General features: G+C 63.2%; 26 protein-coding genes. 9 read left to right on the forward strand and 17 right to left on the reverse strand.

Annotated elements, in window-relative coordinates:
• Nucleotides 1-84: 84 nt before the first annotated feature.
• The 5 genes from OS914_RS03510 to abc-f all read right to left on the reverse strand — a co-directional run bounded on the left by OS914_RS03510 (nucleotide 85) and on the right by abc-f (nucleotide 6,404).
• Nucleotides 85-963 carry a 3-hydroxyacyl-CoA dehydrogenase family protein gene (locus OS914_RS03510; protein WP_267544684.1) on the reverse strand — a complete coding sequence of 293 codons (879 nt, stop codon included), beginning with the start codon at nucleotides 961-963 and terminating at the stop codon, nucleotides 85-87.
• A complete protein-coding gene (locus OS914_RS03515; RefSeq protein WP_267544871.1) occupies nucleotides 960-1,796 on the reverse strand; it encodes an enoyl-CoA hydratase/isomerase family protein in 837 nt (278 codons plus the stop codon). Before OS914_RS03515 ends, OS914_RS03510 begins: the two co-directional genes overlap by 4 nt.
• 44 nt (nucleotides 1,797-1,840) lie before the next feature.
• Nucleotides 1,841-3,043 (reverse strand): acetyl-CoA C-acyltransferase, encoded by a 1,203-nt coding sequence (locus tag OS914_RS03520; RefSeq protein ID WP_267544685.1) that lies wholly within the window; start codon nucleotides 3,041-3,043, stop codon nucleotides 1,841-1,843.
• 152 nt (nucleotides 3,044-3,195) lie between these two features.
• On the reverse strand, nucleotides 3,196-4,659 hold the full coding sequence (locus OS914_RS03525) for an amino acid permease (protein ID WP_420713856.1): 1,464 nt from the start codon (nucleotides 4,657-4,659) through the stop codon (nucleotides 3,196-3,198).
• A gap of 104 nt (nucleotides 4,660-4,763) precedes the next feature.
• Nucleotides 4,764-6,404: a ribosomal protection-like ABC-F family protein gene (gene abc-f / locus OS914_RS03530; protein WP_267544686.1), complete on the reverse strand. Its 1,641-nt coding sequence runs from the start codon at nucleotides 6,402-6,404 to the stop codon at nucleotides 4,764-4,766.
• A 273-nt stretch (nucleotides 6,405-6,677) separates the two neighbouring features.
• Here abc-f and OS914_RS03535 point away from each other — a divergent pair, with 273 nt between their 5' ends.
• From OS914_RS03535 to OS914_RS03545, 3 genes are read left to right on the forward strand one after another with little or no spacing between them, the layout of a single operon-like run.
• On the forward strand, nucleotides 6,678-7,646 hold the full coding sequence (locus OS914_RS03535) for a 1,4-dihydroxy-2-naphthoyl-CoA synthase (protein ID WP_267544687.1): 969 nt from the start codon (nucleotides 6,678-6,680) through the stop codon (nucleotides 7,644-7,646).
• 11 nt (nucleotides 7,647-7,657) lie between these two features.
• Complete coding sequence (locus OS914_RS03540; protein ID WP_267544688.1) at nucleotides 7,658-8,890, forward strand: AMP-binding protein; 1,233 nt, start codon at nucleotides 7,658-7,660, stop codon at nucleotides 8,888-8,890.
• An 11-nt stretch (nucleotides 8,891-8,901) separates the two neighbouring features.
• Nucleotides 8,902-9,783 carry a 1,4-dihydroxy-2-naphthoate polyprenyltransferase gene (locus tag OS914_RS03545; RefSeq protein WP_267544689.1) on the forward strand — a complete coding sequence of 294 codons (882 nt, stop codon included), beginning with the start codon at nucleotides 8,902-8,904 and terminating at the stop codon, nucleotides 9,781-9,783.
• Nucleotides 9,784-9,867: 84 nt separating this feature from the next.
• On the opposite strand, the gene OS914_RS03550 is transcribed toward OS914_RS03545, so the two are convergent.
• On the reverse strand, nucleotides 9,868-10,236 hold the full coding sequence (locus OS914_RS03550; protein WP_267544690.1) for a DUF4229 domain-containing protein: 369 nt from the start codon (nucleotides 10,234-10,236) through the stop codon (nucleotides 9,868-9,870).
• A gap of 72 nt (nucleotides 10,237-10,308) precedes the next feature.
• Between OS914_RS03550 and OS914_RS03555 the strand changes: the two genes are divergently transcribed.
• Together OS914_RS03555 and OS914_RS03560 are read left to right on the forward strand one after the other, a co-directional pair.
• On the forward strand, nucleotides 10,309-10,716 hold the full coding sequence (locus OS914_RS03555) for a PLD nuclease N-terminal domain-containing protein (RefSeq protein ID WP_267544691.1): 408 nt from the start codon (nucleotides 10,309-10,311) through the stop codon (nucleotides 10,714-10,716).
• A gap of 197 nt (nucleotides 10,717-10,913) precedes the next feature.
• Complete coding sequence (locus OS914_RS03560) at nucleotides 10,914-11,864, forward strand: DUF559 domain-containing protein (RefSeq protein ID WP_267544692.1); 951 nt, start codon at nucleotides 10,914-10,916, stop codon at nucleotides 11,862-11,864.
• 122 nt (nucleotides 11,865-11,986) lie between these two features.
• Here OS914_RS03560 and ccsB read toward each other — a convergent pair whose 3' ends face one another.
• The 5 genes from ccsB to OS914_RS03585 form a co-directional block, all read right to left on the reverse strand.
• Complete coding sequence (gene ccsB, locus OS914_RS03565) at nucleotides 11,987-13,105, reverse strand: c-type cytochrome biogenesis protein CcsB (RefSeq protein ID WP_267544693.1); 1,119 nt, start codon at nucleotides 13,103-13,105, stop codon at nucleotides 11,987-11,989.
• Entirely contained in the window at nucleotides 13,105-14,832 is a 1,728-nt protein-coding gene (resB, locus tag OS914_RS03570; RefSeq protein ID WP_267544873.1) for a cytochrome c biogenesis protein ResB, read from the reverse strand. The genes ccsB and resB overlap by 1 nt, the downstream gene beginning before the upstream one ends.
• Nucleotides 14,833-14,939: 107 nt before the next feature.
• Nucleotides 14,940-15,695 carry a cytochrome c biogenesis CcdA family protein gene (locus tag OS914_RS03575; RefSeq protein ID WP_267544694.1) on the reverse strand — a complete coding sequence of 252 codons (756 nt, stop codon included), beginning with the start codon at nucleotides 15,693-15,695 and terminating at the stop codon, nucleotides 14,940-14,942.
• Nucleotides 15,692-16,282: a TlpA family protein disulfide reductase gene (locus OS914_RS03580; RefSeq protein ID WP_267544874.1), complete on the reverse strand. Its 591-nt coding sequence runs from the start codon at nucleotides 16,280-16,282 to the stop codon at nucleotides 15,692-15,694. The genes OS914_RS03575 and OS914_RS03580 overlap by 4 nt, the downstream gene beginning before the upstream one ends.
• 80 nt (nucleotides 16,283-16,362) lie before the next feature.
• Nucleotides 16,363-17,025, reverse strand: a complete 663-nt coding sequence (locus tag OS914_RS03585; RefSeq protein WP_267544695.1) for a histidine phosphatase family protein — start codon at nucleotides 17,023-17,025, stop codon at nucleotides 16,363-16,365.
• A gap of 212 nt (nucleotides 17,026-17,237) precedes the next feature.
• On the opposite strand from OS914_RS03585, the gene OS914_RS03590 reads away from it, so the two are divergent.
• The 3 genes from OS914_RS03590 to OS914_RS03600 all read left to right on the forward strand — a co-directional run bounded on the left by OS914_RS03590 (nucleotide 17,238) and on the right by OS914_RS03600 (nucleotide 19,418).
• A complete protein-coding gene (locus OS914_RS03590) occupies nucleotides 17,238-17,795 on the forward strand; it encodes a YceI family protein (RefSeq protein ID WP_267544696.1) in 558 nt (185 codons plus the stop codon).
• A 143-nt stretch (nucleotides 17,796-17,938) separates the two neighbouring features.
• Nucleotides 17,939-18,688: a hypothetical protein gene (locus OS914_RS03595; protein WP_267544697.1), complete on the forward strand. Its 750-nt coding sequence runs from the start codon at nucleotides 17,939-17,941 to the stop codon at nucleotides 18,686-18,688.
• A 151-nt stretch (nucleotides 18,689-18,839) separates the two neighbouring features.
• A complete protein-coding gene (locus tag OS914_RS03600) occupies nucleotides 18,840-19,418 on the forward strand; it encodes a hypothetical protein (RefSeq protein WP_267544698.1) in 579 nt (192 codons plus the stop codon).
• Here the strand turns inward: OS914_RS03600 and OS914_RS03605 are convergent.
• Both OS914_RS03605 and OS914_RS03610 read right to left on the reverse strand, forming a co-directional pair.
• The gene (locus OS914_RS03605) at nucleotides 19,415-20,068 is read right to left on the reverse strand and encodes a redox-sensing transcriptional repressor Rex (RefSeq protein WP_267544875.1); all 654 of its coding nucleotides are present in this window, start codon (nucleotides 20,066-20,068) and stop codon (nucleotides 19,415-19,417) included. The two genes, OS914_RS03600 and OS914_RS03605, sit on opposite strands and share 4 nt — an antisense overlap.
• Nucleotides 20,069-20,223: 155 nt before the next feature.
• Nucleotides 20,224-20,529, reverse strand: a complete 306-nt coding sequence (locus OS914_RS03610; RefSeq protein ID WP_267544699.1) for a glutaredoxin family protein — start codon at nucleotides 20,527-20,529, stop codon at nucleotides 20,224-20,226.
• An 88-nt stretch (nucleotides 20,530-20,617) separates the two neighbouring features.
• Between OS914_RS03610 and OS914_RS03615 the strand changes: the two genes are divergently transcribed.
• A complete protein-coding gene (locus OS914_RS03615) occupies nucleotides 20,618-21,427 on the forward strand; it encodes an HAD family hydrolase (RefSeq protein ID WP_267544700.1) in 810 nt (269 codons plus the stop codon).
• A 56-nt stretch (nucleotides 21,428-21,483) separates the two neighbouring features.
• Here the strand turns inward: OS914_RS03615 and OS914_RS03620 are convergent, their stop codons facing one another.
• The 4 genes from OS914_RS03620 to gdhA form a co-directional block, all read right to left on the reverse strand.
• Nucleotides 21,484-21,582 carry a 30S ribosomal protein bS22 gene (locus OS914_RS03620; RefSeq protein WP_003792170.1) on the reverse strand — a complete coding sequence of 33 codons (99 nt, stop codon included), beginning with the start codon at nucleotides 21,580-21,582 and terminating at the stop codon, nucleotides 21,484-21,486.
• 118 nt (nucleotides 21,583-21,700) lie between these two features.
• On the reverse strand, nucleotides 21,701-21,937 hold the full coding sequence (locus tag OS914_RS03625) for a helix-turn-helix domain-containing protein (RefSeq protein WP_267544701.1): 237 nt from the start codon (nucleotides 21,935-21,937) through the stop codon (nucleotides 21,701-21,703).
• Between the two features lie 132 nt (nucleotides 21,938-22,069).
• Nucleotides 22,070-23,221, reverse strand: a complete 1,152-nt coding sequence (locus OS914_RS03630; RefSeq protein ID WP_267544702.1) for a 3-deoxy-7-phosphoheptulonate synthase — start codon at nucleotides 23,219-23,221, stop codon at nucleotides 22,070-22,072.
• Between the two features lie 237 nt (nucleotides 23,222-23,458).
• Nucleotides 23,459-24,799 (reverse strand): NADP-specific glutamate dehydrogenase, encoded by a 1,341-nt coding sequence (gene gdhA, locus OS914_RS03635; RefSeq protein WP_267544703.1) that lies wholly within the window; start codon nucleotides 24,797-24,799, stop codon nucleotides 23,459-23,461.
• Nucleotides 24,800-24,972 lie beyond the last annotated feature (173 nt).

Raw genomic sequence — 24,972 nt, forward strand, 5'->3', positions numbered from 1 at the left:
CCCGAGCTTAGCGGGGCAGGCCGCACGGGAAACGTCCGGATGCTGCGGGGCGCACGTTCCGGCGTCAGCGATTAACCAGGATGTTCAGGCCTGCCAGTCAAAGAAGCCGCTGCCGGATTTGCGTCCTAATTCCCCGCGGGCCACCTTATCGCGCAGTATCTGCGGCGGTGAAAACCTTTCCCCGAGGGTCGAGTGAAGATACTCCGCAATCCCCAGCCGGACATCGAGTCCGACGATATCCGTGGTCCTGAGAGGGCCCATTGGGTGTTTGTAGCCCAGCACCATAGCCGCATCAATGTCCGCAGCGGAGGCTACGCCCTCTTCCACCATCCGCATGGCTTCCAGCGCGATGGCAACCCCCAGGCGTGAGGAGGCGAAGCCCGGCGTATCCTTGACCACCACGGGCGTTTTACCCAATGCCTCCACCCAGACGCGGGCCCGCGTTTCCAGCTCAGCGGAGGTCTGCTCGGCCAGCACAATTTCCACCAGCAGCGACGCCGGCACCGGGTTGAAGAAATGCAGCCCGCAGAAACGCTCGGGGCGTCGCAAGTGCTCCGCAAGGGAACCGATGGACAGCGAGGAGGTATTGGTGGCCAGCCAGGCGTCGGGCTTCAACTGCTCCTCCACAGCCTTCAGCGCGGTGCTTTTAAGCTGTAAATCCTCTGGAACCGCTTCCACCACCAGGGCGCAACCGGCAAAAACGGCGTAATCCGTGGCCACACTGATCCGCGAAACCAGAGCCGCCAGCGACTCAGTCGACGTCCCGCGCTCCACGCTTTTGGCCAGCGCCGCGGTGAGGCGATCAAGCGCGGCGGCGGCAGCGTCGTCGTCGCGCTCCACGACGACGACGGCGGCACCAGCGGCGGCGAAGGCATGCGCAATACCGGCGCCCATCCGGCCACCGCCGAGCACTCCGACGAACGCAGGAACGGCAAGTACCTTAGAGACGGCGGAATATTTCATTTAGTGTCCCCTGTGTCCTGGTTGGTGTCCGGCTTCTTGCCCCTCTTGTCCTTCTTTTCCAAAAACGCCTGCATGCGCTCGAACTTGGCGGGGGATTCAAAAAGCACAGCCTGGGCGTCCATATCTGCCTGCGGATGCATCGCGCGGGGCAGATGAAAAACGGCCTTAGTGAACTGAACGGCCAGCGAATCCTGCTTGGCGATCCGGTCCGCGAGTGCGTTCGCCGCGTCCAGCAAAGCGTCCTTCTCGTGCAGCTCCGTGATCAGGTGCAGGGCCAGCGCCTCCTGGGCATCCAAAACACGCCCGGCCAGCAGAATTTGCTTCGCCACCGGCTCGCCCACCAGCTCACGCAGCCGCCAGCTCGCTCCCGCCGCGGCCATGATCCCCAACCCGGTTTCCGGATTACCGATCTTCACTGATGGAGTCCCGATCCGAAAATCGGCGGCATAGGCCAGTTCCGCACCCCCGCCGAGGGCGTAGCCATCCAGCGCGGCGATAACGGGCATCTTCAGGGCCGAAATCCGGATGAAAAGCTTAATATTGATGCCCTGCAGCGCGTCGTCGCGGCGGCGTTCGTGCAGCTGGGCAATATCAGCACCCGAGGCGAAGACAGGCGTGGCCGTCGCACCACCGGCGGGGTCTGCGCCGGAGAGGATCAGTATTTTCGGCGACTCCTCCAACCGGGTGCAGACAGCGTGCAGCTCATCCACCATCTGCTGGTTGATTGCGTTGCGCGCCTCGGGTCGGTTCAGCTGGACCAGCATCCGGTCCGCCCGCTCCTGAACCAGCAGGGTCTGGTATGTCTCGACAGGGCCATTGGGCGTCCCGGGCATTTCCGGCGTCCCGGGCTTTTCCGGCGTCACAGGCTTTTCCAGCGTCACAGGGCCCCCACCATCATGGCCGTACCCTGTCCAACGCCTACGCACATCGTTGCGAGGCCGGTCTGCGCCCCTTCGCGTTCCATCCGGCCCAGCAAGGTGATCGCGATCCGGGAACCGGAGGACCCCAACGGATGGCCCAGGGCAATTGCACCGCCATCCCGGTTAACGATCTCCGGGTCCAGCCCCAGCCGGCGGATGCAGGCCAAGGACTGGGTGGCAAATGCCTCGTTTAGTTCCACGGCCCCGACCGCAGACAGCTCCGTACCCGTGCGGGCCAGTAGTTTCTGCGTAGCCGGAACCGGACCCAGGCCCATAATCTCCGGAGCCACACCGGCGCTGACCCCATCCACAACCCGGCCGCGTGGTGTCAGCCCGAACCGCCGCAGCCCGGCTTCACTGGCAACAATGATCGCCGAAGCGCCGTCGTTGACCGACGACGAATTGCCGGCCGTGACGATGCCGCCCGGCTTCACTATGGAGCGCAGCTTTCCGAGCGCCTCGACAGTAGTCTCGCGGCGCGGCCCCTCGTCCGTATCAACCAGGCCCTTGGCCGTCTGCACGGAAACAATTTCCGCCGCAAAACGGCCGGCATCGATGGCGGCGATGGCCTTTTGGTGTGAGGCGAGGGCGAAGCCATCGGCATCCTCGCGGCTAATGCCGTCGAGTCCGGCGACTTCCTCGGCGGTCTCAGGCATCGAGTAGGTCGCCTTGTCCCGCGATTTAAACGCCTGGTTGGCGAAACGCCAGCCGATCGACGTATCCGCCAGCTCGCCGGGCTTGGCGAACGCCTTCTCCGGTTTCGCCAGCACCCACGGCGCGCGGGTCATGGATTCCACGCCCCCCGCAATCACCACATCTGCGGCACCGGATTTGATCATCTGGGCGGCCATGATGATGGCGGAAAGTCCCGACGCGCAGAGCCTGTTCACGGTAATCCCGGGAATTTCGTCCGGCAGGCCCGCCAACAGCGTCGCCATCCGGGCCACATTCCGGTTATCCTCCCCGGCCTGATTGGCACAACCCAGGATCACCTCGTCGATCCCCGCCGGATCCATCCCGGTCCGCGAGAGCGCTGCGCTAATCGCCAGTGCGGCGAGGTCATCGGGCCGAACGCCCGCCAGCGCCCCGCCATAGCGTCCCACCGGAGTCCGTACTCCGCCGACCAGATAAGCCTGAGGTCCGTCAATGGCGTGGGTCATCAGAACTTCCTTTGCGCGTAGTGGGTCAGGACGTCTGGCGTTCCCCGCCATCAACGTCTCGGCAAGGATTACCGACCGCTCGTTCTATAAATAAAGCACGCCGTCGACGCCCGGTCAACCGGTGACCAGCCCGATCCCCCTGCACCGGAGGGTCAGTTGAAGAGCGCGCTCTTGGGCTCGTTTTTCTTCACCAACTGCCAGCCGAGCCACAGCACCACCGCGAAGAACGGGACGGTGGCCAGCGTCCAGAGGCCGAGCAGGAAGACGCTCCCGTCCTTACCCGTCATCGTGTCAAACCCGATCAGGACCGTGATCACCAGCAACGCCAGCAGACCGAACCAGCTGGTCCACGGGGCCCCGGGCATCAGCAGCGTGGAGACCTTGCCCTTCTTCCTGCGCAGCATGATCTGGCAGGCGAAAATGGACGCCCAGGTGAAGATTACCCCGATCGATGCGGTGTTCAGCGCGAGGTCAAAGGCATGCGAGCCACCCAGCAAAATGTTGAGCAAAATACCCACCAGATAGACGCCGGCGATGCTCAGGATGGCCGCATACGGCACATGCCTGGAGGACATCTTCGTCAGCCACTGCGGCGCGTGCCCGTTGTTGGCCATCGTGCGGAAAATCCGGCCAATCGAGTACAGCCCCGAATTGCAGGAAGACAGCGCAGCCGTGATCACCACAATATTCATCACCGAGCCAACCCATCCCAGACCCATGGTACTGAAAACGGTGACAAACGGACTCTCGCCGGTCTTGTAGTGATCCGACGGCATCAGCATCGCCAGCAGCGTCACGGAGCCTACGTAAAAGACCACAATGCGCAGCACGACGGCGCGGATAGCCTTGGGAACTTCGCGTTCAGGATTCTGCATTTCACCGGCAGTGATGCCCACCAGCTCGATGGCGTTGTAGGCAAAGATCACCGCGTTCAGCACCAGAATCATGACCATGGCGCCCTTGGGGAACATCCCGCCGTCGTCATAGAACAGGTTGTTCACGGACGCGCGCGAGTCACCGACCTGCGCATTGGTGATCACCATGATGGACCCTGCGATCAGGAATAGAACTATGGCGGCGACTTTCAGGCAGGAGGCCCAGAATTCAAACTCGCCGAAAGCCTTCACGCTCAGCAGGTTGACCGCCACCAAGAGCACCAGCGCGCACAGGGCGCTGAGTTCCACGGGCACGTGCGGGAAGAAAAATTGGAAGTACAGACCGATGGCAATAAGCTCGGCAATCCCTGTCATGGCCCAATTGATGAAATACATCCACCCGGAAAGGAAGGCGCCTTTTTTGCCGAACAGCTCTCCGGCGTAGGAGACGAAGGAACCGGAAGTCTGCCGGTACATGATCAGCTCACCGAGGGCACGCATCAGCAGATAGGCAATTACACCTGCGATCGCGTAGGAGAAAATCAGCGCCGGTCCGGTGGACGCCAGTCGGCCGCCAGCTCCCATGAACAGGCCCACGCCGATGGCCCCGCCCATGGCGATCATGGTGACATGACGGCGGGACAGGGTCCGCGCGTAGCCCTCTGCTGTCAGGGCATCGGTATCCGCGCTTTCGCTTACTGCCGGTGAACTTTCTTCGGCTAACTTATTCGACACACACATTCCTTAAAGCGAGACGTCGTTGCGGGCGCAACAACCGGGACCGCACCGGACAGGAGTCTAACCACGGCCAAACCGCGGCAACAGTGCGTGAAGCAGCTAACAGTTTAGTGCCCGTTTAAGGCGCCGCTGTCCATTCGGAGCACAGTGCCGCCCTCGACCCCCTTGAACCACCGCTTCAGTGAGCGGTCGTGGCTGACCATGACCAGTGTTCCTGCATAAGCGGTAAAAACCTCTTCAAGTTCGGCCACGAGTACGGGAGCGAGGTGGTTGGTCGGTTCATCAAAGAGAATGACGTCGTAGCTGCCCACCAGCAGCCGGGCCAGGGCCAGTCGCCGGTACTGCCCCACCGACAGCGAGCCAACCGGAATGTAAAAATCTTCGGTCCGGAACAATCCCAGCCGCAGCAGCCGGTCGGCGTGCTCGTCGATGTTTCCGCCCCGACCCGCCGCGAACGTAGGAAGGAGCCTGCGCTGCGGATTTTGCGCAGGTGGCAGTTCCTGCGGCAGATAACCGAGTGCGCCGTATCTGACCACGGAGCCGCTGTCCGGCTCCCTGATGCCGGCCAACACGTCAAGCAACGTGGTCTTACCCGCCCCATTGGGACCGGTAATCAGCAGCTTCTCCCCCGCCTGGATGCTAAACCGCGGCACCTGCAGTCGTCCTGCCACGGCGATGGCGTTGGCGGCCAGAACTTCGCCACGGTGTTTCCCCGCCCCAAGGTCCGCCGCCAGTGTCAACGGCTCCGGTGGCCGAGCCACCGGAGCCTCTTCCAACCGTCGCAGCCGCTCCTGGGCGTTGCGGATCCTGCTGGCCGCAGCCTGCTGCCAGCTTTCAGCCTTGAAACCGAAGGCCATTTTGTCACCGTCGCGCCGCCGTCCGTAGCCCATCTTTTGGGCCACGGTCTGTGCTTGGTGCCTTTCGGCCGCCAGATCATCGAGCCACTGCTGGTATTGCTGTTCCCAGCGGCGCCGTTCCGCAGCCTTCTCGGCCAGATACCCCACATAGCCGTTGCCATACCGGCGTACCTCACGCCGGTCGGCGTCGACCTCAATGACGGCAGCGGCAATTCGCGTCAGGAACGTCCGGTCGTGGGAAATGGCGACGACAGTCCCCCGCTGTCCACTCAGCTGCGCCTCCAGCCATTCGACGGCCCCGGTATCAAGATGGTTTGTGGGCTCATCGAGCAACAGAATGGGCGGCGGATCCGCCAGCAGGCATGCCAGCGCCAGCCGTTCCTGCTCACCACCTGACAGGGAGGCCAGCATGCGTTCGCGTCCAATCCCAGCCAGGCCGAGGTGGTTCATGGCGGAGTCTACCCGCGCATCCGCCTGGTAGCCGCCGCGCAACTCGAATTCACCCAACAAGGCACCATAGAGCTCGAGGTCCTCCTCCGGGGCCGCGGCCATGGCCTGCTCGAGGCCTCGGATCCGCGACTCCAATGCGCGAAGATCTGAAAGTGCCCTATCAATGGCTTCGGCCACGGTGGAACTGGGAAAAGCCTGCATAGTCTGCGCCAGGTAGCCGACGTCCGCACCGACGGTGACGCTGCCGCCGTCGGGCACCTCCAACCCGGCAATCAGCCGCAGCAGCGTGGATTTCCCCGCGCCGTTCTCACCGACGATCCCCACATGCTCGCCGGCATCGATGGCTAAATCAACATGGTCCAGCAGGAGCTTGGCGCCGTAGCCGTGCGAAACGTCCAAGAGTGCTATGGCCCCGGGCGGGTGGTCAATGGGTTGGGTCATGTGAAGTCCTTGCGGTTTCGCCAAAAGATTGCCGCTGGAAACCGCTCGCCGCAGTGTTGATCCACAACACTCGCGGGACGGCACATCACCGGCACGGGCATGAAATCGCGTTACTTCTTCATCCCCCAAGCCTGAGGCACGGGACAGCCGCACGTCAATCCCGTGCGCTGCCGATCCCCGTCGGTCAGCATGACCTGGCTCAATGCGCCCTCCGTCGGTCCGGACGTGTCGTCCGGATGGGAAGGAACAGAGAAAGACGCATAAACTCGATCCGTGACTACAGCTGATCGATCCCTGGAATTGCCCGCCAAAGTGTCGGATATCTTCGATCCGCAGCGCTGGCGGCTCGTCCGCGGTTTTGAGGACCTGAGCGATGTCACGTACCACCGCCAGGTCGATCGCACAGCCGGCCGGGATCTGCCCACGGTGCGGATCGCTTTCAGCCGCCCGGAAGTGCGCAATGCCTTCCGCCCCGGCACCGTTGACGAGCTGTACCGGGTCATGGACCATGCCCGGATGACGCCGGACGTGGCGACGGTCCTCCTGACGGGTAATGGCCCCTCGGCCAAGGACGGGGGGCACTCCTTCTGCTCGGGCGGGGATCAGCGCATCCGCGGTCGCGATGGCTACAGGTACCCAGTTCAAAACGCCGACGCCCAGACCCAGGAAACCATCGATCCGGCGCGTGCCGGCAGGCTTCACATTCTGGAAGTCCAGCGCCTCATGCGCACCATGCCCAAGGTGATCATTGCCGTCGTCAATGGTTGGGCGGCCGGCGGCGGGCATTCGCTGCATGTAGTGGCGGACCTGTCCCTTGCTTCCCGCCAACACGGCAAGTTCAAACAGACGGATGCCACCGTTGGCAGCTTCGATGCCGGCTACGGTTCCGCCCTGCTTGCCCGGCAGATCGGCCAGAAGGCCGCAAGGGAAATCTTCTTCCTGGCGCGCGAATATTCCGCAGAAGACATGTACCGGATGGGGGCCGTCAATGAGGTGGTGGATCATGAAAACCTGGAGGAGGTGGCGCTGGAATATGCCGCCGACATTGCCCGGCAGTCCCCGCAGGCCATCAGGATGCTGAAGTTCGCCTTCAATCTGGCCGACGACGGGCTGGCCGGCCAGCAGGTCTTCGCCGGCGAGGCGACGCGGCTGGCGTACATGACGGATGAGGCGGTGGAGGGCAAGGAGGCCTTCCTGGAGAAGCGCGACCCTGACTGGTCCCGTTTCCCTTACTACTTCTGAGGAGCCGCCGCATGGACATCAACCCCGCTCTGCGTGCCCTGGCCGCGGCACTTTCCGGCGATGGACCAGCGGTTGAGCTGGAGCCCGTTTCCTCGCCCGACGGGGCACCCGGGATCACGCTCCTTCCCGACGGCGGATCTGCCTCCGACGGCCGGAGTGGATCGGACGGCGGGACCCACATGGCCGTCGTCGTCTCGACCTCGGGCTCGACCGGCGAACCCAAGCGGACGATTCTGAGCGCCGACGCTCTGGCCGCTTCTTCGATGGCGACGGCTATCGCACTTGGGGGTGAGGGGCAGTGGCTCCTGGCGCTGCCGGTCCATTATGTTGCAGGAATCCAGGTACTCGTGCGTTCATTGTTCGCGGGAACCAGGCCATGGGTGATGGATCTCTCCGCCGGCTTCACCGCCGCCGCCTTTACCGCCGCCGCCGCGGAAATGACCGACCGGATCCGTTACACTTCCCTGGTGCCGACCCAGTTGCACCGCCTGCTGACCGACCCGGCGCCCGGCACGCTCGCCGCCCTGCAGCGCTTCGATGCGGTCCTGCTTGGCGGCTCACCGGCGGCCCCTGCCCTGCTGGAGACAGCCCTCGGCGCCGGGATCAAGGTGGTCACCACCTATGGCATGAGTGAGACCTGTGGCGGCTGCGTGTACGACGGCGTCCCGCTGGAGGGCGTGCAGGTCGCCATCCGGGACGGCCGGATCTGGCTGGGCGGTGATGTCCTTGCGTCCGGTTATCTTCATGCACCCGAAAGGACGGCGGAGAGCTTTTACCCGGGTCTGCCCGAGCCCCAGGCCGGCACCGATTGGGCCAGCCGCACGAGCGGTGGCGGCGCCGGAGGCAGCCCGACGCGTTGGTACCGCACCGAGGATGAGGGCGAGCTCACCCCCGACGGGAAGTTGACGGTCCTGGGACGCGTGGACGATGTGATAATCACCGGAGGCATCAAGGTCTCCGCCCGGCTCGTGGCGGACTGGCTTCGCCTCCTGCCCGGCGTCCAGGACGTCTTTGTAGCCGGCCTCCCGGACCAGCAGTGGGGGCAACGGGTCAGCGCCGCCGTCGTCGGAAGCTGTACCGTGGAGGAACTGCGCGCCGCCGCCCACCGCATGAGCGAGCCCTACGCGGTCCCAAAAACGGTGCTGTTCATGACCGAACTACCCATGCTGGTCACGGGGAAGCCGGACCGCCAGGCACTACTCAAGGCCCTCGCCGCAGCGAAAACAACGTTCACTGAAGAATAAGGAGCATCCCCGTGGCCACTGCTGGTCAATGGATCGAAGGAGCCAGGCTGCGCACGCTGCCGATGGCCATTGCGCCGGTTATTATCGGCACCGCTGCCGCCTACGATCTGAGCGCCTTCCGGCCCCCGAACGCCGTCCTTGCGGCGCTGGTGGCTTTGTTGCTGCAGATCGGGGTCAACTATGCCAATGACTATTCCGACGGCGTCCGGGGAACGGACGACGTCAGGGTAGGCCCGCTGCGGCTCGTCGGTTCGGGCGCTGCAACGCCGCGGCACGTGAAGATGGCGGCCTTTGCCGCCTTCGGATTGGCCATGCTGGCCGGACTGGCCCTGGTCCTCCTTTCGCAGACCTGGTGGCTGCTGCTGATCGGCGCCGGGTGCGTGCTTGCGGCCTGGGGTTACACCGGAGGGAAGAATCCCTACGGCTATCTGGGGCTGGGAGATGTTTTCGTCTTTGTCTTCTTCGGCCTGGTCGCCACCCTCGGCACCGCGTACACGCAGGCTGGCGAACTTAGCGCCGCGGCCGTAGTCGGAGCCGTCGGCACAGGTTTAATCGCCGTCGCGCTGCTGATGGCCAATAACGTCAGAGATATCCCCACGGACGCAGAGGTCGGGAAGCGGACTCTTGCCGTCCGCCTGGGGGACCGCAATGCCCGGCTAAGCTACGTGGCAATGCTGGCCGTTGCCCTGCTCCTGGTGCTGACCATCGCGCCGCAGAAACCATGGATTTTGCTGGTGCTGCTGCTGATACCCGCTTGCCTGATGCCTAGTTGGCTGATGCTCAAAGGCAAGAAACGCAAGAGTCTGATTCCGGTCCTTCAACAGACCGGCCTGATCAATCTGGGCTACAGCATCCTTTTCGCCGCAGGCCTGGTGTTGTCAAAGGGGTGGTAAGGGAACCTGCCGACATTCGGCCGCTGCGGGTCAGAGCCGCCAGTCAGCCGGTCCGGGTCAGAGCCGCCAGTCAGCCGGTCCGGGTCAGAGGAATTCCCGCGGAACCGCATCCGGCATCATCGGATTACTCTTGCGCGTCGGAGCAGCGGGCGGTTTCTGGCGCCTATCCGCGTTCACGGTGACGTCCGGATTGGCGTCGGTCATCGCGTCCTCGGCGTCTGCATCCAGCAACTCCGTTGCGCTCCGGATCGGCTTGGCGTTGGCGGAAAAACGGTTGCGTAGTTGCTCCGCCGCTGCCTCCCGCTGCGGCCGGAAGAAGAGATAGCTGACGCAAAATGCGATCAGCACGGCGAAGATTCCCGCCAGAATAGGCGCCATCCCCAGCAGGAGGAACAACACCAGCAACGGAACAAAGACGCCGGCACGGATCAGAAAGTACTTGAAGAAAGCCACGCCTAAAGTTTAGCCGCTGAAGCTGGGGAAACCGCCGGGAGCTTTGGCCCCGCGCACACGCTAGAATAAAGCATGATCCGCCTTCTTATGGTCATTCTTCCACTGGCCTTCCTCATTTACGGGCTGATCGACGCTTTGCGCAGCGACGCCGCTGACGTCCGCAGCCTTCCCAAGACCGCTTGGGTCCTCATCATCGTCTTGCTGCCGCTGATCGGCGTTGTCCTCTGGCTCATTTTCGGGCGTCCCTCTTATGCTCCGCAGTCCAACGCCTATCCGAAGCTGCCGGTGGCGCCGGATGATGACCCCGACTTCCTCCGCAATCTGGAGACCGCGCGCCGGCACCGGACCGAGGACGAGCGGCTGCGTAAACTCCAAGCCGATCTGGCGGCCCGCGAAGCGAAGCTTCGGGACGATAAGCCGGACGACGACGGCGCAAGGGACGGCACGAACCGCCAGGACAAGCCGGGTTCGGCCACCTGAGCTAATCTTTGCCGGCCGCGGCCGGGCTAGACGCGGCAACCTCCCCGGGCAGGCCAGCCGCGCCACCCACGCCGGCAGCACCGAAACGTCATTAAGTGCCGTCATCGGGCTCTTTTGGCGGCACTTAGTGACGTCTGGGCATAGCCACGCCTGGGGAAAACCGCTTCGCTTGTCGGTTTTCGGTTCACACTGGACAAATGCGTCCCGCTTCCGAGTTACCCAAGCCCTTTGACACCCAGGCTTTTACCCTTGGCCAGGGCACCGATGCGCGGTTGACCCGTCGGCGGCTGCTGGGCGATGACTTGGTTCGTCCGACCCGTGGAGTACGGCTTCATGCCTCCCTTGCGGCTGAATTCCTTGATCGCGCCGTGGCCTATCAGCTCGCGGTCCCGGATAGTGTGATCAGTCATATCACGGCCGCCGCCTTGTGGGGATTCTGGCTTCCGCTGGATCTGCAGGCTTCGACGGACGTCCACCTCACCCGGCCGCCAGGTTCCCGCGGCCCACGGCGTTGTGGGTGCATTGGCCATACCGGCCCCTTACTGGCGTGCGACATCGTACGTGGGCGCAAGGCCGTGGTTACCAGCCCGGAGCGAACGTGGTGCGATCTTGCCGCCGTGCTGGAATTGGACGCGCTGATCATCGCGGGAGATTTTTTGCTTAAACGGCGCGGCCCATTTAGCACCGAAGCCAAATTGGCGGCCGCCGCTGCGGCTATGACCCGGCGCCGGGGATGCGCAGCCGCACGCGAGGCCCTGCTGTGGATTCGTCCCCGAACCGACTCGGCAAAGGAGACCGAACTCCGGCTGCGCCTGGTCAGAGCCGGATTGCCGGAGCCGGCGGTCAACTGTGCCATACTCGACGGCGAGGGCAGACCCGGTGACGGCGGCCGATACGTCGAAGAGCCGGACATGATGTATGGAAAGTATAAGATTGCCCTGCAATACGACGGCGGTCATCACATCAGCGAGGCCCAGAGGCGCCGGGACATCGGCCGTGATGAGCAAATCATCGAGCTGGGCTGGCGGGTCCTTAGATTCACCCAACAGGATCTCGATGATCCGTGGAGCACCGGGCCCGCTGCGGTTGCCAGGACCAGGTGCGCCCTGCTTGAGCGCGGTTGGTCTCCCGATCCGCTCAAGGAGTGAGCGTCGACGTGTGCGGGTCGCAGTGTCACGGTCGGCGCCGGCCGTAAATATTGAGAGGTGGCTAAGTGCCGTCATTTCAGGGAAATGACGGCACTTAGCCACCTCTCAACTTCGCGGAGCTGTCAGCTGATCCCCGCGTAGGAGTGCAGTCCGGCGAAGTATACGTTGACGATGCTGAAGTTAAAGACCACGCAGAGGTAGCCAACGATGGACAACCACGCCGCTCGGGTCCCGGTCCAGCCACGAGTAGCCCGGGCGTGCAGATAGCCGGCATAAACGACCCAGATGACGAAGGTCCAGACTTCCTTGGTATCCCAGCCCCAGAAACGCCCCCACGCCGCTTCTGCCCAGATGGAACCGAACATCAGCGTCAGGGTCCAGCCCACGAACGCGATGGCGTTGATCCGGTAGGCCATATTCTCCAGGCTCAGGGCGGACGGCACCAACCGCATGAACGGCAGTTTGTCCGCCGTTCCGGTTGTCAGGGCTGTCTCGCGGCGGGACTGCACCAGCTGCAGGACGGACATGGCGAAGGTCAGGGTGAACAATGCCGAGGACATCACCGCGATGGAGACGTGGATGATCAGCCAGTAGCTCTGCAAGGCCGGGGGCAGGTGACCGGCGGGCGTCCAAAAGGCGACGGAAGCGGCAGTCAGCATCACCAGTACCAGACCAATAACGAACGTCCCCAGGAAACGCAGGTCCCGGCGCGTGAGCACAATCAGGAAGACCGCCGCGACCACGAATCCGCCGGTAGTACAGAACTCGTACATGTTCCCCCACGGGACCCGGCCGGCGGCGAGGCCCCGAGTCAGCACCCCTGCGCCGTGAACAACGGCCGCCACCAGCGTCAGCGCCACGGCGACCCGTGCCGTACCCCGGCGGACAGTGCCGTAACGCATTGAATCATCGGCGGTTAGTGCGGTGCCATCAGCGCCACCAGCGGGGACCGCAGCATGAAAAGTGGGCCGTTGGACTCGTCCTTCCGGGCCCTCCAGTACCGTTTCCCGATAGGAAGAGTCCTCCGGCCCGTCCCCGGAAGCGCCGCCGGCCATCGCTCCGACCCTCGTCTTGGCTGCAGCAGTGGCGGCCCGCTGGCTCTGGGCCAGCACGGCCTTCGTCGTGCGGCTGTTCTGCACCAGGTCCCAGGCGAAGGCGACGAACGCGATCGCATAGGCAATAGCCGCCAGCAGCATGAATCGCTCGCTGTACAGGGCGAATGTCTCGTTGATTTGTGGCATTACTGGTCCTTACCTACCGTCGCAGAGCCGGTGCCCGCCGGATGTGTTGATGATGAAGCCGTTGATAACGGCGCCGTTGACGACGCCAAAAATGTTTGCGCCCCGTTGCTATCTTCCGCCTGATCAGCCCCCGGTGCCAACCAGCGCTTTTCCAGCAGCTTGCGGATGGTTGCTGCCTCCGGTGCCAGCCGGTGATCCTCGCCGCGGGCCAGCAACCCGTACTCCACCATGGTCCGTCCGTCCGGATGGTTTCCGGTCCTGATCCAGACCCGGCGCCGATTCAGGAACAATGAACCAACCAGCCCGAGTAGAGCGGTCACACCGAAAATCAGGGTCCACAGCTGCGCCGGATTATGGTGAATGTCCAAGGCGACGTACCGCTTCAGGCCGTCAAAACTGATGCTTCCCTTGCCCTCAGGAAGCGTGTAGGAGGCCCCCGGGCTCAGGACAATTCCACCGGCCGCCAGATTTCGGCCGTTGAGCTGCGTCAGTTTGGAGGTGTCCAGAGTGAAGACATTCTTCGGCTGCCCTCCATCAAGCCCCAGGTTTCCGTAGTACGCGTTGAGATTCAACTGCGGGTTGAACGGGTCCGGGTCTGACGCAACCGCAACACCCTTGTCATTGATCAGCGCCGTTGGCAGGAAAAAACCAACAAACCCCAGCTGGCTGGGCTTGGCGTCGGGCGCCTTGATGACCAGCAGCGAGGTGTAGGCACCATCGCTGGGAACGGAGACCACAGGTCCCTGAAACGCGACCTTGCCATTCCCATCCTTGACCGTGACCACGGGCGCGTAACCGTTCCCCACGAGGTAAATACTGGTGCCGCCGAGGCTGACCGGCGCGTTGACCTTCAGATCCTGCTGCTGAGCGGGCGACGACGGCGAGGACTTGGTGGTCAGGCTGGCCTTAAAGTCCAACGGCTGCCCGTAGTGCGCCTTCGATTCGCGGTCAAACGTCACACTGAATTTATCCAGCTGGACCGAGTACGGCTCCAGCTGTGCCGCGTTGAAGTTGCTGCCGGGCGTGAAGGTGTCGTAACCGACCAGCGTGTTCACAAAGGTCTCTCCCTCCACCAGTACCCGCTGCCCGCTGTAGCCGAACAGGCCACCGAGCGCAACAGAGACCAGGACACCGATCAGTGCCGTATGGAACAGCAGGTTTCCCACTTCTTTGCTGAAGCCCCGCTCGGCTCCCACTGAGGGCCGCTCGCCGTCCGCATCGCGGACCTCCACCCGGTAGCCTCGGGATTTCAAGGTTGCTGCGGCATCGCCGATTGCCTGCCCGGCGTCGATTCCCCGTCCCGCCGGAATTTCCAGCGTTCCGTATTCGGGAAGCCGGGACAGCCGTCGCGGCGTCCTGGGGGGCTGTGATCGCATCGCCTTGTAGTGCGCAATCGCACGCGGAATAACGCAGCCGATCAGCGAGACAAACAGCAGCAGATAAATCGCCGAGAACCATGGCGAGGAATAAACATCGAAGAGCTTGAACCAGTCCAGCACCGGCCCGGTGTCAGGATGGTCCTGCAAATACTTCGTGACGACCTCGGGACTGGCAGGACGCTGCGGAAAGAGTGAGCCGGGAACCGCGCCCACGGCCAACAGCAGCAACAGGAACAGCGCGGTCCGCATACTGGTCAGCTGGCGCCAGCCCCAGCGCAGGCTGCCGACAAAGCCCAGCCGCGGCAGGATGGCCGCAGCATTTTCCTGCGCCGCGGTTTCCGGCGCCATACTTACCGGGCGGGCGTTGTCCGAAGCGTCACCAACGGTGGATTTCTGTCTCTTAGTCACGGCATCTTTCAAGGAATCGGTGGTGTTAAACGGATCGGGTTCGCTCATCAGATGGGCATTCTTACGCTATTGGCAAACCAGAACTGCAAGTGGTTGATCCAAGTGCCCCACAGTCCCGTCACCATGAGCACACCCAGAACAATCAGCATCCCACCGCCAAACCATTGCAGGGCGCGGCGGTGGGTCCGGAAAAAGGCCAGCGCCCCAAGCCCGCGGCGCACACCCAAGGCGATCAGCAGAAACGGCAGGCCAAGGCCCACACAGTAGACAAAGGTCAGTACGGCACCCTTGGCTGCGCTTGAACCATCGGAAAAGGCCAGCGCCTGTACCGCGCCGAGCGTGGGCCCGGTGCACGGAGCCCACCCGAGCCCGAAGGTGATTCCCAATACCGGGGCACCCCACAAGCCGGCGGGAGTCCGGCTGTGAATTTTCGCTTCCCCCTGAAACCAGGTCAGCCCGCCCAGGAAAATCACCCCGAGCACTATCACCAAGACGCCCAATAGCTGTGTCACCCACGCTGCGCTTGGCCCTTTAAGCCATGCACCCAGCTGGCCAAAGACGGCGCCGATCAGCATAAAGACGACAGAAAAACCCAGAACGAACAGCCCAATGCCGGCGACCATCCGGCCGCGGCGCTGCTTTTGCAGATCGACGCCGGTGAGCCCGCTGACATATCCGAGGTAACCGGGGACCAGCGGCAGCACGCACGGTGACAGGAAGGATACTAGTCCTGCCAAGAGGGCGACGGGCATGGCGAGCAGCATCGAGCCGCTGAGCACCGTCTCGGCGAACGGATTGTTCACGGGCTTTCGGCCAGCGCAGCGGTGATGAGCGTTTTCAACGTGCTCTTGTCCGCCAAGCCCAAAATCCGTGCCGAGACTCTGCCCTTTTTGTCCAGCACCAATGTGGTGGGAACGGCAGCCGGTGGAACGAACGCCGTCAGCGCCAGCAGCAGGCCGCCGTCCTTGTCATTGAAACTCGGGTAGCCGAGGGAGAAGGTGCGGGTAAAAGCGTCGGCGGTGGGTGCTTCATCCCGGATATTCACGCCGTAGAAAACCGCCCCCTCGGGATTGAGCTCCCGGTACAAAGTCTCCAGGTCCGGCGCCTCTGCCCGGCAGGGAGCACACGCGGCGTACCAGAAGTTCAGCACGGTGACCTTACCGGCAAACGAGTCTGAGGTGACTACCGTTCCGTCAAAAAGCTTGCCGGAGAAACGGACCGCGGGTTTACGTTCAGCGTCCCCGTACTCCGTCACTGAGCCATCGCCGGCTATGTAGTTCTTGTTATCCCCTGCGTTCGCCTGCTGCGCCAGCGGGTCCTTGGCGGTGCAGGCTGACAGGCCAAGGGCGAGGACAGCGCCGGAGGCAGCCAGCAGTGAGCGACGGCTCATGTTAGTGCTCACGGAACTATCCACCTCCAAATTCTACAACGCGTCGAAAAGTGCGCTTTTCCTTGACGCCGGGCACTTAATCAGGCCCCCCGCGTTGTTGCCGCGCCGGGCAGCAGTGCGGCAGCGGGTTCGCAGTACCGCACGGCTGTCACGGCGTCGCCGGCGAAGACCAGGGACGTCAGCGAGGCCAGAGTGCATTCGCGATGCCGCGGGTCGTGCCACAACGGCTTATTTTCCGCGGTGCGCCGGGCGACCCAGATGGGCAGTTGATGGCTGACGAGCACGGCTTCGGCACCATCGCCACCCAGCTCGAATGCCCGCCGCCGAGCATCCTGGACCGCTTCCATGACCCGGGCGGCCTGCTGTTTGTATGGCTCTCCCCAAGAGGGCCGCAGCGGGTTCCAAAAATACGGCCAGTGCCGTGGCTTGAGGATTTCGTGTCGGGACACCTTGGACCCCTCAAAGTGGTTCTCCGCTTCGATAATTCTAGGATCCGTCACGATGCTCAGCCCCAACGCATCGGCGGCCGGTTGGGCGGTTTCCTGGGCACGAGTCAGCGGTGAGGCGACCAGATGAACCAGCTTGGCGCCGTCGTCCGAACGTTTTTGCAGATGTTTAGCCACTAAGGCGGCCATCGCATGCCCCCGTTCGGACAGATGAAACTCCGGCAGCCTGCCGTACAGGACACCATCGGGATTGAAGACCTCGCCGTGGCGCAGCAGATGGACAGTAATTTCAGGCATGTCACTAAGTTTCTCAAAGGTGCCGGACAATCGCTAAATCAGCTGATTCCCAGCTTGGGGCGGCACACTTCACAGCTGCGGCCCAACGAATCTGAGAACGTCGGAATAATAGATGCGTTTGCATCCTTATACCTCTCGATGGACGGGAAGCAGCCACTCGGCCACTTCCACACCAGCCCATTGCCCGGCAAGCATTTTCACTAGGAGAACCAATGTCTATTTCACCCCAGCTAACCTCGACCGGCCTGACCCAAGGCGTTTGGAACCTCGACGCAGCGCACAGCGAGGTGGGATTCACCGTCCGACACGCCGGCATCAGCAAGGTGCGCGGAAAGTTCACTGACATCGCCGCCACCGCTACCGTTGGCGAGACGGGCGCCGACTCTTCCGTAACGGCGACCATCCAGGCCGCCAGCTTTGATTCCGGTGACGCCAACCGCGACGGCCACGTCCGCGGCGCCGACTTCTTCGATGTGGCGCAGTTCCCGGAACTGACCTTTGTCTCCACTTCCCTCTCCGGCTCCGGCGACGATTACGAGCTCTCCGGCGATCTGACTATCCGCGGCATCACCAAGCCTGTCATTTTCAAGACCGAGTTCAACGGCGTCGCCGTGGATCCTTTTGGCGCCACCCGCGCCGGGTTCTCCGCGAAAACCAGCATCAGCCGCAAGGACTTCGGCCTGACCTGGAATGCGGCCCTGGAAGCAGGCGGGGTGCTCGTCGGAGACAAGGTCACCATTACCCTTGAGGTTGCTTTCGTCAGGGCTTAATTTTCCCGCAAGACCCGACAAGCGGCCGCTGTGTGCGCCAGGGGCGATGCCGCGCCCATGCGGCGGCCGCTTTTGCTTTCGATAGGTCACTCCGGCCCCGGCATTGCCTATGCAAGGCTCTGGGCCCGGGCTAAAGTTTGACCATGAGCACACCGTCTGAGTATCCCGGCTCCGAGCAGTCCGGCACGCAGCCCCCGGCTGGAGATCCGGGAACCCGTCCGGCCACGGATCCTGCATCCGAACCCAGCCGGCAGCAGGTTCCGCCGGGGTACGCATCCCCAGCTGGAAATCAGCAGCCGGGCTACCAGCAGCCCGGCTACCAGCAGCCCCCGGCCTATCAGCAGCCCGGCTACCAGCAACCGCCGGCTTATCAGGCACCGCCTGCCTATCAACACACCGCCGGTGGGTTTCAGAACGAATACCAGCAGCGGCCCAAGTCGCCCGCAGCTAATTTCAGCAATTTTCCGCAGCGGCTCCGGGACCTCAGCTCAATTCCACGCGAAGTGAAAAACGCATACCTGCTCTTTGTTGCCGGTGCGCTGCTGAACGTGCTGGCATCCCTCATCGGAATTTTTGTGGCCGCGAGCCGAGGAGGCATATTCGTCGCGGCGGGAATTGTCGGGTTGGTCTTCTCGGTGAGCTTTGCGGCCGTCTTCATCTGGCTCGCCCTCCTGACGAAGGAAGGCGTTGGCTGGGCCCGCATTGTCATGCTCGTACTGGCGGCCTTGAGCATCCTCGGCGCCCTTACCTCGCTGCTGGGAATGTTCGCCAGCGTCCTTGCCTTCATCAACGTCCTCGCCTACGTCGCCTCCGTTATTGCCGGCATCATGCTGCTGCTTCCCCCGGCACAGGCATACTTCGCAGCCCGGAGACCGCAGGGGCGTCTGCGGTAGCTATCCGGACAGGCGATGGGCACCTGTATTCAGGCGGCCACGGTAGGGTTGAAGAACCCTGCCGTGGCCGCTTTTTGCCTACAACCTACGACACAGGTTTTGCCGCCGAGCTAAGGCACAGGACCGCCTGCCGCTGATCGATTGGACCCCCATGAGCACCCCCGAGCAAGACCCCGCCACCGGTCCGCAGCCGCCGGGGCCCGGCCACTATGGTGAGATATCGCCGGGTGTTCCCCGCTATGGGCAGTATGCGCCGCAGGGATACCAGGCCCCGGATGCTACGCCAGTGTCGCCTTCTGCGCCACTTCCGGGCAGCACCCGCCAGACTCCACCGCGTCAGGTTGAAATTGCGTTCCGGCTCATCCTCGCAGCAGCTGTCATCGAGGCCTTGCTCGTGATTTTAGGCGGCCTCGCGCTGATCACTCCGGCCGGACAATCCACCGCCGGGCAGATGCTCCGCAACGCCGGGATCACCGACGACAGTTTGCTCCAGCCACTGCTCGTTACCGCAATGGTCATCGGCGTCGTTTCTGTTGGCATCTATGTTCTGCTCGCTTACCAGATCCGCAGGGGCCGCAATTGGGCCAGGATCACCGGCGCTGTCCTGGCGGCGGTTTCTTTGCTGTCCTTGCTCCAGCCGGATCTGGTCACCGCAGTCCAAATGGTCCTGGGGATCGTCGCCATCATTTTGGTGTTTCTGCCGGCCGTGCGGATTTACTTTAGGCGTTAGGACGCCCCGGCGGCATCGCTGGGCTCTTCAAAGCGCTGCGCGTGATACGCCAGAATCTGCAGTTCGGTGGCCATATCCACCTTGCGAAGGTTGACGGAGCCTGGTACCTGCAGGACCACCGACGCAAAGCTCAGGATGCTGTGCACGCCAGCGGCGACGACCCGGTCGCATACTTGCTGTGCTACCGTTCCCGGCAGCGCCAGGACGACCATGTTTGCCCGCGTGCGCACCAGGACGGCTTCGAGGTCCCGTACGTCGCTGACCCTGAGCCAGCCCACCTCATTGCCAACTATGAGTTGGTCGGCGTCAAAAAGCGCAACGACGTCGAAACCCCGGGATTCGAAGCCCGTATAACGGGCCAAGGCACGGCCCAGGTTACCGGCACCGACAATTGCCACACGCCAATCGTGGGTCAGTCCCAGGGTGGCCGCAATATTGCCGCTCAAGTGCTGGACTTCATAGCCGACACCGCGCGTGCCGTGCGACCCCAGGTAGGACAAATCCTTGCGGACATTGGAGGAACTCACTCCCGCCGCTTCCGCCAGCGCCTCCGACGAAACCCGCTCGACGCCGTCGGCCAGCATGGCGGACAAGGAGCGCAAATAGATTGTCAGCCGCGCCACGGTCGCGGAGGGCAGCCGACGCGCCATTTCCGGCAGCGCGGCAGGGGATGGCGGCCGAATCGGTGATGTTGTCAAAGGCGTTGCTCCAGAATTTCTTCCAGTGGTATCCACGGCGGGATTCCACGGCGGTTGAACTCCACTGTAGGACGCAGGGCCGAGCCGGCCAAGCCGTGAAGTGGCCCTTAGCCCGCGGGCGGCTCCCTAAGCGCCAGCAGAATGCGGCGCAGCCGCTGCGGATCGATGGTCCAGAAATCCCGCTGCACGCCGTTGACGAGTACCACTGGGACTTCTTCCGCGAAGCGCCCGGCCAGCACAGCGTCGTCGTCAAGGGAGCGCTCCTGCCACGCCAGGCCCAGCTCCTCGGCCACGGCTGCCACCGTTGCCCGGGCAGCCACGCACAGATGGCAGCCGGTTCTGGTCACCAGAACGAGTTCCGGCTGCGCGGCTGAGGGTCCACAGGAACGGTTGGCGTCATCGGGTGTGTGCATGGAACAAATCTAGCCGGTGGCGAAAGGCCGCACGGGCGTTGGGATGTGGATTCAGGTATTGGGCGTTCCGATTGACTAGACTCAAGCCATGCCCGAAGTGAATATAGTGAGAGCCGAGGAAAACTCGGCTAGCTCGGACCACAAGGGCGAAGCCGCTTTTTTCGACGTGGACAATACGCTGATGAAGGGCGCCAGCCTCTTTCATGTGGCGCGCAAAATGTACCAGAAGAAGGCGTTTACCCTTCGTGATGCTGCCGGGTTCGCCTGGAAGCAGGCAGCATTTGTCCTGCGCGGGGAGAGCCTCGAAGATGTCCATTCCGTCCGCGACTCGGCCTTGGTCCTCGCCGCCGGAATCCGGGTTGAAATGATCCAGACGATGGGCGAAGAGGTCTTCGACGAGATGATCGAGTCGAAGATCTGGCCCGGCACACTCGCTCTGGCCCAACAGCATCTGCGCAGCGGCCGGCCGGTGTGGCTGATGACCGCCACGCCCATTGAAGTAGCCAGCGTGATCGCATCCCGGCTGGGCCTCAGCGGCGCCTTGGGCACTGTTTGCGAGATCGAAGACGGCCAGTATACGGGCAGGCTGGTGGGAGATATTCTGCACGGGCCAGCCAAGGCGGTGGCCGTGCGCGAACTGGCCGAGCGCGAACAGCTTGATCTATCGCGCTGCTGGGCCTACAGCGACTCCTTCAACGACGTCCCCCTGCTCAGCACCGTCGGGCACCCGGTGGCTATCAACCCGGATGCCCGTCTGCGCCGGCATGCACGGGACAATAACTGGCCAATCTACGATTTCCGCTCCGGGCGCCGCGCCGCGACCTGGGGACTGCGGGCCGCAACCGGCGCCGGGATCATTTACGGGGGATGGAAAGGCTTCAGCCGCTTCCGTCGATGAAAAAGAACCCGCCACCGGGACCGGTGACGGGTTCTTTCACGCTCTGCGAAGTATCTCTACTTTTTGTTGCGGCGCTGGTGACGGGTCTTGCGAAGCAGCTTGCGGTGCTTCTTCTTGGCCATACGCTTGCGGCGCTTCTTAATAACTGAACCCACGAAAGTCCTCACAAACTGTTGAGCGACAACGTCCTTGCGGGCGGTTGTCAAGGAATTAGCTGACCGATCCCAAGGTATCGGTCACAGCCGAAAATGGATCTTTAACAGGGTACCGCTTCTAAGCCGTGTCCGCCGAACCAGCCGCCCGGCGATCCGCCGCGCCCTCGGCTAATGCTGACTGCACAAGAAGGGCCACTGCAGACTCTGGGATGCGGTAGGACCGGCCGAACCTTACGGCCGGAAGCTCCCCGGAATGCACCAAACGGTAAACGGTCATCTTCGACACACGCATCACGTCCGCAACCTCCGAGACGGTCAGGAAGCCCGGATTCAAAAAGTTCTCATCCTGCGCCATGATTTCCGCATTCCTAAGCTGGCGTCCATCTGTGCCGGCGCGGAGGGACGCTTAATCCACCAGATAACCGTGTCATAGTAACTTTAAGGGTAGATGTGGCTATTATGAAAGCCCCCCTCCGGCACGACGACCTTACTGACGGGCCAGGACAAGGTCACTCGACACGCTCATGCTGCGGCGGGTGCGTGAACTTGCGGCTAAGTGGTCCAGCACGGCAACGGTGACATCCCACTCCATACAGGCGTCGGTGACGCTCTGCCCGTAGGTCAGCTCGGCGGTCCCGTCGGCGACAGCGGCAACATCAAGTTTCTGCGCGCCGCCGACGAGGAAGCTTTCCAGCATGACGCCGGCAACTGCATGCGAAGCCGCTCCGCCCGCCGCCAGCTGCGCCCCGATCTCCAACGCCACCTCGGCTTGGCGGTGGTGACTCTTGCCGCTGTTTGCATGACTGGCATCAACAATCAGCCGAGGATTCAATGCGGCGCCGCCGAGCCGGGCTGCGGCCGCAGCCACGTCCTCGGTTCCGAAGTTTGGCCCCTGCCGGCCGCCCCGCAGGATCAGGTGGGTATCCTGGTTACCCGCGGTCGTCACCAGAGCCGCGCGCCCGTCGGCGTCAATCCCGAGGAAGGACTGCGCAGCCGAAGCGGCCGAACAGGCGTCCAGCGCCACCTGCAGATCGCCGTCGGTCCCGTTCTTGAAACCCACCGGCATGGACAGGCCGGAGACCAGCTGCCGATGGATCTGACTTTCGGTGGTGCGTGCCCCTACCGCCCCCCAGGACACCAAGTCAGCGGTGTATTGCGGGCTGATCGGCTCGAGGAATTCGGTCCCCACGGGCATTCCCAGCTGGCCGACCTTGAGCAGGAACTCGCGGGCCCTGTGGAGCCCCGCAGTGATGTCATGGCGGCCATCCAGCCCCGGATCATTGATCAGCCCCTTCCAACCCACCGTCGTGCGCGGCTTCTCGAAGTAGGCCCGCATCACGATCAACAGATCGTCCTTGTGGCGGTCGGCCGCAGAGACCAGGCGGCGGGCGTATTCCAGCCCGGCCGACGTGTCGTGAATTGAGCACGGGCCAACAATCACCAGCAGGCGGTCATCCAACCCGTCCATGATGGCCCGCACCTGGTCACGTCCACGTTCGACGGCGGCGCTAACCTGCGCGGACAGCGGCAGCTCCCCGGTCAGCGCGGACGGCGACGGGAGCGCGGTGAATTGGCTGACGCGAAGGTTAGAGGTGACCGGCACCGCGGCCTCGCGCGGGTCTGATGCGCTGCTGTTCATGGGTCCTGCTCCTTAGCTGGAAGCGGGCCCTGGACAGAACCCGCCGGAAATGGCGAAGGACAGAGAATAATCTCTGTCCTGTGGGCTCTGAAGGTCGGCTGCGTGTCAGTTAGACGCGGGCTCCTCCAGAGCCAACGAAAAATACGCATACCAACGGTTTGTCATAGCCACACCCTAGCGGCGAACCTGCCCGGCCGGCAAATTGCGGACAACGCCGGCCGGCAGCACCCTCCCGGCTTAGATCAGTCCCTGGGCGAGCATGGCATCCGCCACCTTCACGAAGCCGCCGATATTGGCCCCCATCACGTAGTTGCCCGGGGACCCATAGGTTTCCGCGGTTTGCGCACAACGGTCATGAATACCCACCATGATCTCCGCCAGGCGTGCCTCCGTATGCTCAAAGCTCCAGGAATCCCTGCTGGCGTTCTGCTGCATCTCCAGCGCAGATGTCGCGACGCCCCCGGCGTTGGCGGCCTTGCCCGGACCAAAGAGGATCCCCGCGTCCTGAAACAGTGCCACGGCCCCGCTGGTACACGGCATGTTGGCACCTTCCGCCACGGCAAGCACGCCGTTTTTCAGCAGCCGGTCGGCGGCATCGGCGTCGAGTTCGTTCTGTGTTGCACAGGGTAAGGCAACCGCGGCCGGCACGTCCCAGACGGATCCGCCCTCCACATAGCTGACAGCGGAACCGCGCCGGGCCGCATACTCACTGAGCCGGCCGCGCTCCACTTCCTTAATCTGCTGCAGCAGATCCAGATCGAGGCCCTGTTCATCCACAACGTAGCCGGCGGAGTCCGAGCAGGAGACCACCTTCGCGCCAAGCTGACGGGCCTTGGCGATGGCGTAGATGGCAACGTTTCCGGAACCCGATACCACCACGCGCTGTCCGTCCAGGGACAGACCCCGGGTCTTGAGCATCTCCTCGGTGAAGAGCACCGTGCCGTAGCCGGTCGCTTCCGGTCGGACCAGTGAGCCGCCCCAGGATATGCCCTTGCCGGTCAGAACGCCCGATTCAAACCGGTTAGTGATCCGCTTGTACTGGCCGAAAAGGTAGCCGATCTCGCGGCCACCGACGCCGATGTCGCCGGCCGGCACATCGGTGTACTCGCCGATGTGCCGGTACAACTCCGTCATGAAGGACTGACAGAACCGCATCACCTCGGCGTCGGATTTACCGCGCGGGTCAAAATCCGAGCCGCCCTTGCCCCCGCCGATCGGCATCCCGGTGAGCGCGTTCTTGAAAATCTGCTCGAAACCGAGGAACTTCACAATGCCCAGATACACCGAAGGATGGAAGCGCAGACCGCCCTTGAACGGACCCAGAGCCGAGTTGAATTCCACCCGAAAGCCGCGGTTGATCCGGACCTGTCCCGCATCATCCATCCACGGCACCCGGAAAATGATCTGCCGTTCGGGCTCACAAAGGCGCTCGAGCACTGCGGCGTCCAGAAATTCGGGGTGTTTATCCAGCACCGGTCCGAGGCTTTCAAAGACCTCGACAACGGCCTGGTGGAACTCCCCCTCCCCTGGGTTGCGGGCTAATACCTGATCCTTAATGGCTTCCAGTCTCGTGTCCATGGGTAAAGTCCCCTCTACAGGTCCTGCGCATCGCAGCATACAGATGCGCAATAAAGTCGGCAGCCTTTGCCGCTCCATCGTTCCAGCCCGGAGGTCATACGTGTCAATTACGGGCCACCGGCCGGGACGGAATCGCGTAACGGCCGCGGCCCCGGAAGCGTCACATTACTGCA

The organism is Arthrobacter endolithicus (assembly GCF_026627425.1).
In the GTDB taxonomy this organism is placed as follows: Bacteria; Actinomycetota; Actinomycetes; order Actinomycetales; family Micrococcaceae; genus Arthrobacter_M.

Coding starts and splice junctions, on each gene's coding strand:
- OS914_RS03510 (WP_267544684.1), bottom strand. CDS start 963: ATGAAATATTCCGCCGTCTCTAAGGTACTTGCCGTTCCTGCGTTCGTC.
- OS914_RS03515 (WP_267544871.1), bottom strand. CDS start 1,796: ATGCCCGGGACGCCCAATGGCCCTGTCGAGACATACCAGACCCTGCTG.
- OS914_RS03520 (WP_267544685.1), bottom strand. CDS start 3,043: ATGACCCACGCCATTGACGGACCTCAGGCTTATCTGGTCGGCGGAGTA.
- OS914_RS03525 (WP_420713856.1), bottom strand. CDS start 4,659: ATGTGTGTGTCGAATAAGTTAGCCGAAGAAAGTTCACCGGCAGTAAGC.
- abc-f (WP_267544686.1), bottom strand. CDS start 6,404: ATGACCCAACCCATTGACCACCCGCCCGGGGCCATAGCACTCTTGGAC.
- OS914_RS03540 (WP_267544688.1), top strand. CDS start 7,658: ATGGACATCAACCCCGCTCTGCGTGCCCTGGCCGCGGCACTTTCCGGC.
- OS914_RS03555 (WP_267544691.1), top strand. CDS start 10,309: ATGATCCGCCTTCTTATGGTCATTCTTCCACTGGCCTTCCTCATTTAC.
- OS914_RS03560 (WP_267544692.1), top strand. CDS start 10,914: ATGCGTCCCGCTTCCGAGTTACCCAAGCCCTTTGACACCCAGGCTTTT.
- ccsB (WP_267544693.1), bottom strand. CDS start 13,105: ATGCCACAAATCAACGAGACATTCGCCCTGTACAGCGAGCGATTCATG.
- resB (WP_267544873.1), bottom strand. CDS start 14,832: ATGGCGCCGGAAACCGCGGCGCAGGAAAATGCTGCGGCCATCCTGCCG.
- OS914_RS03580 (WP_267544874.1), bottom strand. CDS start 16,282: ATGAGCCGTCGCTCACTGCTGGCTGCCTCCGGCGCTGTCCTCGCCCTT.
- OS914_RS03585 (WP_267544695.1), bottom strand. CDS start 17,025: ATGCCTGAAATTACTGTCCATCTGCTGCGCCACGGCGAGGTCTTCAAT.
- OS914_RS03590 (WP_267544696.1), top strand. CDS start 17,238: ATGTCTATTTCACCCCAGCTAACCTCGACCGGCCTGACCCAAGGCGTT.
- OS914_RS03595 (WP_267544697.1), top strand. CDS start 17,939: ATGAGCACACCGTCTGAGTATCCCGGCTCCGAGCAGTCCGGCACGCAG.
- OS914_RS03600 (WP_267544698.1), top strand. CDS start 18,840: ATGAGCACCCCCGAGCAAGACCCCGCCACCGGTCCGCAGCCGCCGGGG.
- OS914_RS03605 (WP_267544875.1), bottom strand. CDS start 20,068: ATGGCGCGTCGGCTGCCCTCCGCGACCGTGGCGCGGCTGACAATCTAT.
- OS914_RS03610 (WP_267544699.1), bottom strand. CDS start 20,529: ATGCACACACCCGATGACGCCAACCGTTCCTGTGGACCCTCAGCCGCG.
- OS914_RS03615 (WP_267544700.1), top strand. CDS start 20,618: ATGCCCGAAGTGAATATAGTGAGAGCCGAGGAAAACTCGGCTAGCTCG.
- OS914_RS03625 (WP_267544701.1), bottom strand. CDS start 21,937: ATGGCGCAGGATGAGAACTTTTTGAATCCGGGCTTCCTGACCGTCTCG.
- OS914_RS03630 (WP_267544702.1), bottom strand. CDS start 23,221: ATGAACAGCAGCGCATCAGACCCGCGCGAGGCCGCGGTGCCGGTCACC.
- gdhA (WP_267544703.1), bottom strand. CDS start 24,799: ATGGACACGAGACTGGAAGCCATTAAGGATCAGGTATTAGCCCGCAAC.